Source organism: Kluyvera sp., from assembly GCF_965301105.1.
In genome coordinates this window covers 35,930-48,540 of sequence record NZ_CBDKZX010000024.1, presented here as the reverse complement: position 1 = coordinate 48,540, position 12,611 = coordinate 35,930, and the positions used below count along the sequence as shown (strand labels likewise).

9 protein-coding genes are annotated in these 12,611 nt (G+C 57.2%); 3 read left to right on the top strand and 6 right to left on the bottom strand.

What is annotated here, in order from left to right; translation table 11 throughout:
- Positions 1–158: 158 nt before the first annotated feature.
- The 6 genes from folK to thpR form a co-directional block, all read right to left on the bottom strand.
- Complete coding sequence (gene folK / locus ACW14G_RS11135; RefSeq protein WP_249022306.1) at positions 159–650, bottom strand: 2-amino-4-hydroxy-6-hydroxymethyldihydropteridine diphosphokinase; 492 nt, start codon at positions 648–650, stop codon at positions 159–161.
- Positions 647–2,044 carry a polynucleotide adenylyltransferase PcnB gene (pcnB, locus tag ACW14G_RS11130; protein WP_249023363.1) on the bottom strand — a complete coding sequence of 466 codons (1,398 nt, stop codon included), beginning with the start codon at positions 2,042–2,044 and terminating at the stop codon, positions 647–649. Before pcnB ends, folK begins: the two co-directional genes overlap by 4 nt.
- A 55-nt stretch (positions 2,045–2,099) precedes the next feature.
- Entirely contained in the window at positions 2,100–2,996 is an 897-nt protein-coding gene (gene gluQRS / locus ACW14G_RS11125) for a tRNA glutamyl-Q(34) synthetase GluQRS (RefSeq protein ID WP_249022305.1), read from the bottom strand.
- 68 nt (positions 2,997–3,064) lie between these two features.
- A complete protein-coding gene (gene dksA, locus ACW14G_RS11120; protein ID WP_001155227.1) occupies positions 3,065–3,520 on the bottom strand; it encodes an RNA polymerase-binding protein DksA in 456 nt (151 codons plus the stop codon).
- 156 nt (positions 3,521–3,676) lie between these two features.
- On the bottom strand, positions 3,677–4,399 hold the full coding sequence (sfsA, locus tag ACW14G_RS11115; RefSeq protein WP_249022304.1) for a DNA/RNA nuclease SfsA: 723 nt from the start codon (positions 4,397–4,399) through the stop codon (positions 3,677–3,679).
- A gap of 13 nt (positions 4,400–4,412) precedes the next feature.
- Positions 4,413–4,943 carry an RNA 2',3'-cyclic phosphodiesterase gene (gene thpR, locus ACW14G_RS11110; protein WP_249022303.1) on the bottom strand — a complete coding sequence of 177 codons (531 nt, stop codon included), beginning with the start codon at positions 4,941–4,943 and terminating at the stop codon, positions 4,413–4,415.
- Positions 4,944–5,016: 73 nt separating this feature from the next.
- On the opposite strand from thpR, the gene hrpB reads away from it, so the two are divergent.
- From hrpB to fhuA, 3 genes are all read left to right on the top strand, one after another.
- Entirely contained in the window at positions 5,017–7,449 is a 2,433-nt protein-coding gene (gene hrpB / locus ACW14G_RS11105) for an ATP-dependent helicase HrpB (RefSeq protein ID WP_419057160.1), read from the top strand.
- Between the two features lie 162 nt (positions 7,450–7,611).
- Positions 7,612–10,146: a bifunctional glycosyl transferase/transpeptidase gene (gene mrcB, locus ACW14G_RS11100; RefSeq protein WP_455648594.1), complete on the top strand. Its 2,535-nt coding sequence runs from the start codon at positions 7,612–7,614 to the stop codon at positions 10,144–10,146.
- A gap of 226 nt (positions 10,147–10,372) precedes the next feature.
- Positions 10,373–12,586: a ferrichrome porin FhuA gene (gene fhuA, locus ACW14G_RS11095; protein WP_163449495.1), complete on the top strand. Its 2,214-nt coding sequence runs from the start codon at positions 10,373–10,375 to the stop codon at positions 12,584–12,586.
- The last annotated feature ends 25 nt before the right edge of the window (positions 12,587–12,611 follow it).

The window sequence follows — 12,611 nt, the reverse complement described above, 5'->3', positions numbered from 1 at the left end:
ATTTTATACAATGTAATAAATTTGAACCTCTGATATTAATTAATATCTCCACTGGCGATCGTATTACGCAAATAAAGTAACATTAGTGCGATAAAGGGGAATATTGTCGGAGTCAGAGGCTGTTGTCATGATACTCCCCACTCATTGCGGGGCGTTGTCTAGCGGGCGGTGTGCCAGAGGGCTGGGCTTTCAGGGTAGCGAGCCGCCAGATAGTCGCCAAGCGGGGTGTCTCCCGGGAAACGTAGCTCAGGCGCAATTTCAAACAGCGGCCACAGCATAAAGCTGCGGTTGTGCATATCGTAGTGCGGAACCGTCAGACGTTCCGTATCAATCACCGCGTCGCCAAACAGCATAATATCGAGATCCAGCGTCCTCGGGCCCCAGCGTTCGGCTTTACGCACGCGGCCCTGCTGTAGCTCGATACGTTGGGTATGATCCAGCAACGCCTCAGGCGACAAGTCAGTGTCGAGGGCCACGGCGGCGTTCAGATAATCAGGTTGGTCCTGTGGGCCTAACGGCGGCGTGCGGTAAAACGACGATACCGCCAGCAAGCGGCTTTCGGGAATGGTACCAAGCGCCTCAACGGCAGCGTTCACCTGTTCCAGCGGAGAGGCGAGGTTGCTGCCGATGGCGATATAAACGACGGTCACGCGCTACCTTCACGGCGCGGCGCGCGTTTACGTGGGCGGCGATGGCGACGACGGGTATCTGGTTCGTCGCCCAGATCGTTGAGCATCTCTTTTTGCGCCGGCGGCGCGACCACCTGGAATTCGCTCCACCATTGGGTCAGGCGTTGCAATTCGTGGTTGTTTTCGGCTTCGGCGCGCAGCGCCAGCAGGTCGTAGGCGGCGCGGAATTTAGGATGCTCCATCAGCTTCCACGCGCGTTTACCCTGACGGCGGGACATGCGCAGCTGCAGCTGCCAGATATCACGCACCAGCGTGGTAATGCGTTTTGGAATCGCCAGCGAACGGCAGGCTTCATCCAGCACGTCGTTCATCGCCAGCGCGAAAGCGTCGTAATAGGCCAGTCCGCTCTCCTGAGCGATTTTCTGCGCCATTTCCAGCAGCGGATACCAGAACATCGCGGCGAACAGGAACGCCGGGTTAACGCGCATATCGTTACGAATGCGGTTGTCGGTGTTTTTCAGCACCTGGGCGATAATGCGTTCCATCGGGCTGTCGCCGTCTTCGGTGAAGTAGCGAGTGATGGTCGGGAACAGCGGCTGGAACAGGTTGTATTCGCGCAGCAGCTTGTAGGTTTCAAAGCCGTAGCCCGCCTGTAGCAGCTTCAGCGATTCTTCAAACAGGCGCGCCGGAGGTACGTCGTGCATTAAGGTCGCCAGGCGCGGAATCGGCTCGGCGGTTTCTGGGTTGATGCGCATATCCAGCTTGGCGGCAAAGCGCACGGCGCGCAGCATGCGTACCGGATCTTCACGGTAGCGGGTTTCCGGATCGCCGATCAGGCGGATGACGCCGTCTGACAGATCCTGCATGCCGCCAACGTAGTCGCGTACGGTGAAGTCCGCCACGCTGTAATAAAGGCTGTTGATGGTGAAGTCGCGACGCTGGGCGTCTTCTTCAATAGAGCCGAAGATGTTGTCGCGCAGCAGCATGCCGTTTTGCCCACGCTGGGAGGTGGTGCGATCGGACTGACCATCTTCGTGGTGACCACGGAAAGTGGCGACTTCAATAATTTCCGGGCCAAACATAACGTGGGCCAGGCGGAAGCGACGACCAACCAGGCGGCAGTTGCGGAACAGCTTACGCACCTGATCGGGTGTGGCGCTGGTGGTCACGTCGAAATCTTTTGGTTTTTTGCCAAGCAGCAGGTCGCGAACGCCGCCGCCAACGAGGTAAGCCTCGTAGCCTGCTTTGTTCAAACGATAAAGAACTTTGAGGGCGTTTTCGCTGATATCTTTGCGGGAAATAGCGTGCTGCTCGCGCGGAATGACGGTCATAGCAGGTTTTGCGATGGCGTTTTCAGCCTCGTTCTCCTCACGGCTCAGCACCTTGCGGCAAAAATTAGCGACTCGGGTAAAAATGGTGCACCTCGGTAGTATCTGACTTTAGGACAAAAAAATAGCGGCTAATCATAGCTCAGCACAACGCATTTGAGAATGGCGGATTGATCTTCGCCGTCTCAGGCACCGTCGTCAGCGACCACTGAGCAACCGCATTGTGCAATAAATCCGCCGTACTGACATCCTGCCATTGCGTCGGAACCGGCTGGCCTAAAAAGCGCAGCGCCTCAATAAGTACCGGGCGTGGATCCCCAACAGGAAGAGCAGGTGCATGATTTTGCTTGGAAAGTTTAGCACCTTCTTCATTCAATGCCAGCGGCAGGTGAATATAGTCAGGCGCTGGCCAGCCAAACTGCTGGTACAGCGAGATCTGGCGGACGGTTGGCTCGATCAAATCGGCTCCACGGACAATTTCCGTCACCCCCTGAAAATGGTCGTCGACCACCACGGCGAGATTATAAGCAAATAATCCATCACGGCGATGAATAATGAAATCTTCGCGGGCCAGGCGTTCGTCGGCCTTGATTGTGCCGCGCAGCAGGTCAGTGAATTCGGTCACCGGATGTGTCTGACGCAGACGCATGGCGGCATTTTGCGGGCCGTTGCTGAGGTCGCGACAGTGGCCGTCATAGGTGCCGCCAATGCTTTGAATGCGCGCGCGCGTGCAGGTGCAGTAGTAGCACAGATCCTGGCTTTTCAGCCAAGCCAGCGCTTCACGATAGGCATCGTGGCGCTGCGACTGCCACAGCACGTCGCCGTCCCAGTGCAGGCCGTAATGTTCCAGCTGATGCAAAATGGTGGTTGCAGCACCGGGAACTTCACGAGGGGGGTCGATATCTTCAATGCGGACGCGCCAGATACCCTGCTGAGCGCGGGCCTGGAGATAGCTGCCAAGGGCGGCAATCAACGAGCCGAAATGTAGCTCACCGGAAGGAGAAGGGGCAAAGCGCCCGATATAAGGTTGTGTTGACATGTTTAGTGCAATAAAAAACAACAAGGCGGGAGAGATTCCCGCCTTGAAGATAGAGTGTTAGCGTTCTCTTAACCTGCCATCTGCTTTTCGCGGATTTCTGCCAGCGTTTTGCAGTCAATACACAGGTCAGCCGTTGGACGCGCTTCCAGACGACGAATACCAATTTCAACACCGCAGGACTCGCAGTAGCCGAAATCTTCGTCTTCGACTTTCTTCAACGTCTTCTCGATCTTTTTGATCAACTTGCGTTCACGATCGCGGTTACGCAATTCGAGGCTGAACTCTTCTTCCTGTGCGGCACGGTCTACCGGATCCGGGAAGTTTGCAGCTTCGTCCTGCATATGTGTAACGGTGCGATCGACTTCATCCCTAAGTTGATTACGCCATGCTTCAAGAATACGTCTGAAGTGCGCCAGCTGGGCTTCGTTCATATACTCTTCGCCTGGCTTCTCTTGGTACGGCTCCACCCCAGCGATGGCGAGAATACTCAGGGACGATGTTTTACGGTTTTGCCCTTCTTGCATGTTGCTTCTCCTTAACACGCACTATCGATCCCCGTGTTCGGGGGAAAAATCAGGCCGCTATAAATAGCAGATGCTTTTCCGGATGGCAATTATCTAAACGTAACACTTGACAATGCTGTGAGGAAAAGCGTATTTGCGCCGCAGCCCGAACACTTTCTATTCAACTCCACCCCGCGTTAACGAAACGGGTAACGGCGATATCAGAGTCATATTATCGGCAGAAAGTTCCGCTTTATAAGCCAAAATTTCCACCCCCTGTTTTTGCGCTTCTTGCAACAACTGTGCGTATTTAGCATCAATATGGTGTGCTGGAGAGAAATATTCAATGGCTGAGTGCAATATTGCAAACAGCAAAACGGCGCGTTCGCCGCTGGCCACAACGCCCATCAGCTCGCGCAAATGCTTCTGTCCGCGCACGGTGACGGCATCGGGAAAATAGCCGAACTCATTTTCCGCGAGTGTGACCGACTTCACTTCAATATAGCAGTTGGGGCGATCATCTGCCTGTAACATGAGGTCAATTCGACTATTTTCCTCACCATATTTCACTTCGCTTTTCAGGGTGTTGTAGCCAGTAAGTTCGGGAATACAGCCTGTCAGAATCGCGTCTTTGGCCAGGGTATTTGCGCGTAACGTGTTCACACAAATAAAATCCCCGTTTTGCGTCTGGGTTAATTCCCATGTGTGGGGATATTTACGCTTAGTATTTTCTGATGTGGAATACCACACGGTGTCGCCTGGCGTTGCGCAGCCGGTCATTGCGCCGGTGTTAGGGCAGTGCAGGGTAAAGGTTTCGCTTTCTGGCGTAATGACATCGGCGAGAAAGCGTTTGTAACGCTTGATAAGCGTCGCGGACTGAAGCGCGGGGATAAACTGCATCGGGTTTCCTTCGTTATTCGCTGAGCGTCCAGCGCTGCAATGAGGTATATCGCGTACGACCGCCGGTGAAGCGCGATTCGTACAGCGCAAACTCGGTGACCGGGACTTCCCAGTGAAAACCGGGCGCGGGAATCGGCACCGCCTGTCCGGCGTTGCGCAGTAGCGTGAGATGCGGGTGGAACGGCTGTGGGCTTTGGTAACAGCCGCTGCGTGCGGCCTGGGCGCGCAGCATGTTGGCCAACTGAAGCAGACCGCGCGGCGGCTGGCGCGTGCCAAGCCAGACCACGCGCGAGCGCAGCCATTGGCCAGCGTCGTCAAGATGTAGCGTAAAGCCTGGCTGACGGATGCGCCCCGCCATGGCCGCCAGCGCGCGCTGTTTTTCCGCGCTGACTTCGCCCAGAAAAGCCAGCGTCAGATGCATATTGGCTGCCGCCACCGGCACGCCCGCATCGGCGGGAAAATGATCCGCGCGCCACTGCACCAGTTGCTTCTGGATTTTCGGCGGAATCGCAATGGCGAAAAACAGTCTTTTTGACTCAGACATGGTGGGGACTCGGTTATGAATTGAGGCGATGCTACAATGTCCGCCGTTTAATGTTAACCCTCTGGAGCCATTCGTGTCCCTGTTGCCGGTCGCAAGCGTCCTTCCTGAACTTCTCCACGCCTTACGGCAAGCCCCGCAGGTGCTGCTGAACGCGCCGACGGGCGCGGGTAAATCCACCTGGCTGCCGCTGCAAATTTTGCGCGAGGGCGGAATCGATGGGCGCATCCTGCTGCTGGAGCCGCGCAGGCTAGCGGCGCGTAACGTCGCGCAGCGTCTGGCGGAGCTCCTCGGCGAGAAGCCGGGCGAGACGGTGGGCTACCGGATGCGCGCAGAGACCTGCGTGGGGCCAAATACCCGCTTAGAAGTGGTGACCGAAGGGATCCTCACCCGCATGATCCAGCACGATCCCGAACTTACGGGCGTGGGGCTGGTGATCCTTGATGAGTTCCACGAACGCAGTTTACAGGCGGATCTGGCGCTGGCGCTGCTGCTTGATGTTCAGCAGGGGCTACGCGACGATCTCAAGCTGCTGATCATGTCGGCCACGCTGGATAACGACCGTCTACAGCGTCTGCTGCCGGACGCGCCTACTGTGGTTTCCGAAGGGCGCGCTTACCCCGTCGAACGCCGCTATCAATCATTGCCCGCGCATCAGCGCTTTGATGAGGCCGTGGCGATCGCGACGGCCGAGCTTCTGCGTCATGAGCACGGCTCGCTGCTGCTGTTCTTACCCGGCGTCGGTGAAATTCAGCGGGTGCAGAATCACCTTGCTGAACGCGTGGCCGATGATGTGCTGCTGTGCCCTTTATACGGCGCGTTGCCGCTGAGCGAACAGCGGCAGGCCATTCTGCCCGAGCCAGCCGGCAAGCGTAAAGTGGTGCTGGCGACCAATATTGCCGAAACCAGTTTGACCATTGAAGGCATTCGTCTGGTGGTGGACAGCGCCCAGGAGCGGGTGGCGCGTTTTGACGTGCGCACCGGGTTAACGCGTCTGCTCACTCAGCGTGTCAGCCAGGCCTCGATGACCCAGCGCGCGGGGCGTGCCGGACGTCTGGAGCCGGGCGTGTGCGTGCATCTGCTGGCGAAGGAACAGGCCGAGCGCGCGGCGGCGCAGAGCGACGCGGAGATTTTACAAAGCGATCTCTCCTCGCTGCTGCTGGATCTGATGCAGTGGGGCTGTGCCGACCCATCGCAACTGAGCTGGCTCGATCAGCCGCCCGCGGTGAACCTGGCGGCGGCCCGTCGGCTGCTGACGCAGCTTCAGGCGCTGGAGGGCGAACGCCTGACGGTGAAAGGGCAAAAGATGGCGGCGCTGGGCATCGATCCGCGTCTGGCGGCGATGCTGCTGGCGGCGCAAAGCGACGACGAAGTGGCGACGGCGGCCCGGTTGGCGGCAATCCTTGAAGAACCGCCGCGCGGTGGCAATAGCGACCTGCTGCAGGCGTTTTCCCGCGCTCATGGGCCATGGCAGCAGCGTAGCCAGCAGCTTTGCAAGCGATTGAACCGTCGCGCAGGGCAGCCGGATGTGGACGCCATTGCGCCGCTGCTGGCGCAGGGGTTCCCTGACCGTATTGCCCGTCGTCGTGGTCAGGAAGGCCGCTATCAGCTGGCGAATGGCATGGGGGCGATGCTGGATGCTGACGATGCGTTAGGCCGTCACGAGTGGTTGATTGCGCCGCTGCTGTTGCAGGGCAGCGCCTCGCCGGACGCGCGTATTTTGCAGGCCTGCGCGGTGGATATCGACGCGCTGGTCAGCCGCTGCCCGCCTCTGCTTCAACAATCCGACACCATTGAGTGGGATGATGTGCAGGGCACGCTGAAAGCGCTGCGGCGTAGTCAAATTGGCCAACTGACGTTGAGTGTACGCCCGTTGGCCAAGCCGTCCGAAAGTGAATTGCATCAGGCGATGCTCACGGGTATTCGCGAGAAAGGATTAAGCGTGTTGAACTGGACGAACGAAGCGGAACAGCTACGCTTGCGGTTACAATGCGCGGCGCAGTGGCTGCCGGAAGAGGCATGGCCCGCGGTGGATGACGCGTCGCTGCTGGCGGAACTGGAGAATTGGCTGTTGCCGCAGATGAGCGGTATCCATTCGCTGCGCGGCCTGAAATCGCTGGATATTCACCAGGCGCTACTCGACTGGTTGCCGTGGTCATTACGACAACGTCTGGTGAGTTCGCTGCCAACTCATTACACTGTGCCCACGGGAAGCCGTATTGCGATTCGCTACCACGAAGATAATCCGCCTGCGCTTGCCGTACGTATGCAGGAGATGTTTGGCGAAGCCAGTACGCCGACTATCGCCGAGGGGCGTGTAGCGCTGGTGCTGGAGCTGCTGTCACCGGCGCAGCGGCCGCTGCAAATTACGCGTGATTTAAGCGCGTTCTGGCAGGGGGCGTATCGCGAGGTGCAAAAAGAGATGAAAGGGCGTTATCCGAAACACGTCTGGCCGGACGATCCGGCGAATACCGCGCCAACGCGGCGGACGAAGAAGTATTCTGCCTGATGGCGCTACGCTTATCAGGCCTACGTTTAAGCGAGTAGGCCGGATAAGGTGAAGCCGCCATCCGGCATAAACACAGCGTAAAATTGAGAGATATCTTCTTCTGTCCTGTGACAGAAGAATTGAGAATCAGGCCTTTATGCCTGAATGTTGCGGAGAAAAAGCATGGCGGGGAATGACCGCGAGCCGATTGGACGGAAGGGCAAGCCTGCACGTCCGGCAAAACAAAAGGTAAGCCGTCGACAGCTCAGAGATGATGAGTATGACGACGATTATGATGATGATGGCTACGACGACGAAAAACCACGTGCGCGTAAAGGCGGCAAGGGGAAAAAACCGCGCGGCAAACGCCGTTGGTTCTGGTTCCTGGTCAAACTGGGGATCGTCTTCGCGGTACTGATTGCTATCTATGGCGTCTATCTGGATCAAAAAATCCGTAGCCGCATTGACGGTAAAGTCTGGCAACTGCCGGCGGCGGTGTATGGCCGCATGGTTAGCCTCGAGCCGGATATGGCCATCAGCAAGAACGAGATGATTCAGCTGCTGACGGCGACCCAGTATCGTCAGGTGACGGCGATGACGCGCCCGGGTGAATTCACCGTGCAGGCCAACAGCATCGAGATGATCCGTCGTCCGTTCGATTTCCCGGACAGCAAAGAGGGGCAGGTGCGCGCGCGTCTGACCTTCGACGGCGCGCGTCTCGATAGCATCGAAAACATGGATAACAACCGTCAGTTCGGTTATTTCCGACTCGATCCGCGGTTGATTACCATGATGTCCTCGCCGAACGGCGAACAGCGTCTGTTTGTGCCGCGCAGCGGCTTCCCGGACTTGTTGATCGATACCTTGATTGCGACCGAGGACCGCCACTTCTACGAGCATGATGGCATCAGCTTCTACTCCATGGGTCGTGCGGTGCTGGCGAACCTGACTGCCGGGCGGACGGTGCAGGGGGCGAGTACGCTGACCCAGCAGCTGGTGAAGAACCTGTTCCTGTCCAGCGAGCGTTCCTACTGGCGTAAGGCCAACGAAGCCTACATGGCGCTGATTATGGACGCCCGCTACAGCAAAGACCGCATTCTTGAGCTGTATATGAACGAGGTGTACCTCGGTCAGAGCGGTGACAACGAAATTCGCGGCTTCCCGCTGGCGAGCCTCTACTACTTTGGCCGTCCGGTGGAAGAGCTGAGCCTTGACCAGCAGGCGCTGCTGGTGGGCATGGTAAAAGGGGCGTCGATTTATAACCCGTGGCGTAACCCGAAACTGGCGCTGGAGCGTCGTAACCTGGTGCTGCGTCTGCTGCAACAGCAGCAGGTGATCGACCAGGAGCTGTACGACATGCTGAGCGCGCGTCCGCTGGGCGTGCAGCCGCGCGGCGGGGTGATTTCACCACAGCCGGCGTTTATGCAGATGGTGCGTCAGGAGCTGCAGGCGAAGCTGGGCGATAAGGTGAAAGATCTCTCCGGCGTGAAGATTTTCACCACCTTTGACTCCGTGGCGCAGGATGCGGCTGAAAAAGCGGCCACCGAAGGCATTCCGGCGCTGAAGAAACAGCGTAAGCTGAGCGATCTGGAAACCGCGATGGTGGTCGTTGATCGCTTCAGCGGTGAAGTGCGTGCGATGGTCGGCGGCGCAGAGCCGCAGTTTGCGGGCTACAACCGCGCCATGCAGGCGCGTCGTTCCATTGGTTCTCTGGCGAAACCGGCAACCTACCTGACCGCGCTGAGCCAGCCGAATCAGTATCGCCTGAACACCTGGATTGCCGATGCGCCGATTTCGCTGCGTCAGCCGAATGGCCAGGTGTGGTCGCCGCAGAACGATGACCGCCGCTACAGCGGTCAGGTGATGCTGGTGGATGCGCTGACGCGTTCAATGAACGTGCCGACGGTTAACCTCGGTATGGCGCTGGGCCTGCCCGCCGTCACCGATACCTGGCTGAAGCTGGGCGTGCCGAAAGACCAGCTCAACGCCGTACCGGCGATGCTGCTTGGGGCACTGAACCTGACGCCGATTGAAGTGGCGCAGGCATTCCAGACCATTGCCAGCGGCGGTAACCGCGCGACCCTGTCGGCGCTGCGTTCGGTGATTGCGGAAGACGGTACCGTGCTGTACCAGAGCTTCCCGCAGGCCGAGCGTGCGGTGCCGGCACAGGCGGCGTACATGACGCTGTGGACCATGCAGCAGGTGGTTCAACGCGGTACCGGTCGTCAGCTGGGCGCGAAATACCCGAACCTGCATCTGGCAGGGAAAACCGGGACCACCAACAACAACGTCGATACCTGGTTTGCTGGTATCGATGGCCGTGAAGTGGTGATCACCTGGGTAGGTCGCGATAATAACCAGCCGACCAAGCTGTACGGCGCGAGTGGTGCGATGTCTATCTATCAGCGTTACCTGGCAAGCGAGTCGCCGATTGCGCTGGATCTGACGCCGCCAGAAGACGTGGTCAATATGGGCGTGGATGAAGGCGGTAACTTTATCTGCGGCGGTGGCGGCATGCGTATGCTGCCGGTCTGGACGACCGACCCGGATGCGCTGTGCCAGCAAAGCCAGCAGCAGATAGAGCAGCAGCAGTCGACGAACCCGTTTGACTCGTCCTCTTCACAGCCGCAGCAGCAACAACAGCAGCAGCCGCAGCAAGAGAAGAAAGAGAGCGACGGCGTAGCCGGCTGGATCAAGGATATGTTCGGCGGGAATTAATCGCGTAATGCACCCACTAAAAGGCCTCTGTCTCTGACAGAGGCCTTTTTATATCCAGGTTTTTTCTTTTTTTTAACCTCATTATTTCATCTGTTTGTTTCTTAACCCCTTAGTTTTTGTAGGGGCGCGTATTGCTTGCTATCGACGCAATTTTTCGCCTATCATGCTGCTCGTTATAATAATAATTCTCGTTTACGTTATCATTCACTTCATCAGAGAAATACCCATGGCACGTCTTAAAACTGCTCAGCCAACCCACTCGCTGCGTAAACTCGCGGTTGTAGTAGCCACAGCGGTTAGCGGCATGTCTGTTTATGCACAGGCAGCAGAACAACCGAAAGAAGAAACCATCACCGTCACCGCCGCTCCGGCTTCGCAAGAAAGCGCCTGGGGCCCGGCACCAACGATCGCGGCAAAACGTTCCGCGACGGCAACCAAGACGGATACTCCGATTGAGAAGACGCCGCAGTCTGTTTCGGTCATTACCCGTCAGGAAATGGACATGCGCCAGCCGACAACTGTCAAAGATGCGATGGCCTATACGCCGAGCGTCTTTTCTACGCGCGGTAGTTCCTCAACCTATGATGTGGTTTCAATTCGTGGTTTCACCGCACCGACAACCGTGAATACCAACCAGTACCTGGATGGTATGAAACTGCAGGGGAATAACTACTCTGAAGTTTCTATGGACCCGTATTTCCTGGAACGCGTTGAAGTGATGCGTGGACCAACCTCCGTGCTGTACGGCAACAGCAACCCGGGCGGCGTCGTGAGCATGGTCAGTAAGCGTCCGACTACCGAACCGCTGCGCGAAATTCAGTTCAAGATGGGCACGGATAACCTCTGGCAGACTGGCTTTGACTTCAGCGATGCGATTGATGATGCAGGCGTGTGGTCCTACCGTCTGACCGGCTTAGGCCGCAGCCAGGATGCTCAGCAGGATATGGCGAAATCGAGCCGCTATGCCGTGGCGCCGTCTTTCAGCTGGCGTCCGGATGACAAAACTAACTTTACCTTCCTGAGCAACTTCCAGAGCGATCCCGATGCCGGCTACTACGGCTGGTTGCCGCGTGAAGGCACCGTGGTTCCTTACATTGATGCCAACGGTAACGCGCACAAGCTGCCGACCGATTTCAACGAAGGTGAAAAAGACAACAAGATGCAGCGTCGCCAGCAGATGGTGGGCTACAACTTCTCTCACGAATTTAACGACACCTTCACCGTGCGTCAGAACCTGCGCTACGACCAGGTGAAAACGCTGTACCGCTCGGTATATGGTTACGGCTATATTGCGCCGGGCCAGATCAACCGTCAGTACGTGCGTTCTGACGAGGATCTGAATGGCTTCACCGTTGATACCCAACTGCAATCTAAATTTGCGACTGGTGAAGTCGATCATACGCTGCTGACCGGCGTTGATTATTCTCGCATGCGCAATGATGTTGACGCGCTGTATGGTTCTGCCGACGCACTGGATATGAATAATCCGCAGTACGGTAACCCAAATATCGATGTCAGCGGTCCTTACGCGAAGTACCAGGTTCTGAACCGTATGGAGCAAACTGGCCTGTATGCACAGGATCAGATGGAGTGGGACAAGTGGGTACTGACGCTGGGCGGCCGCTATGATTACGCGAAAACGTCAACACTGACCCGCAGCACGGGTACAGAAGCGATGAACCACGACCAGCAGTTCACCTGGCGTGGCGGGATTAACTACCTGTTCGACAATGGTATTTCCCCGTACTTTAGCTACAGCGAATCTTTCGAACCGACTTCCGGTTCAACAAAAGAAGGGAAGCCGTTCGATCCGTCTCGCGGCAAGCAGTATGAAGCTGGCGTGAAGTATGTACCGAAAGATATGCCGGTGGTGCTGACCGCAGCGGTGTATCAGCTGACTAAGAACAAAAATTTGACCTCCGATCCGAACGATCCGACAGGTCTGTACAGCGTACAGACCGGGGAAATCCGTTCTCGCGGTATCGAGCTGGAAGCGAAAGCGGCGGTTAACGAAAACATCAACGTAACGGCTGCCTATAGCTACAATGACGCAGAGTACACTGAAGACACGATCTTCAAAGGTAAGCGTCCGGCAGAAGTTCCGCGTAACCAGGCTTCCCTGTGGACGGATTACACCTTCTACGACACGGCGCTGAGCGGTCTGACCTTCGGGGCGGGCGTGCGTTACACCGGCTCCACCGTGAGCTACTACAAAAACGTTGCCGCGAAGAAAAATGAAGCGTTTAGCGTAGCGGGTTACGCGATTGCCGATGCAATGGTGAAATATGACCTGGGTCGCTTCGGCTTACCGGGATCATCTGTTGCCGTTAACGTCAATAACCTGTTCGACCGTGATTACGTCTCCAGCTGCTACAGCGAATACGCATGCTACTGGGGCGCAGAACGTCAGGTTGTTGCGACCGCAACGTTCCGTTTCTAACCACCTCCAGGGCGCGGATTTTCCG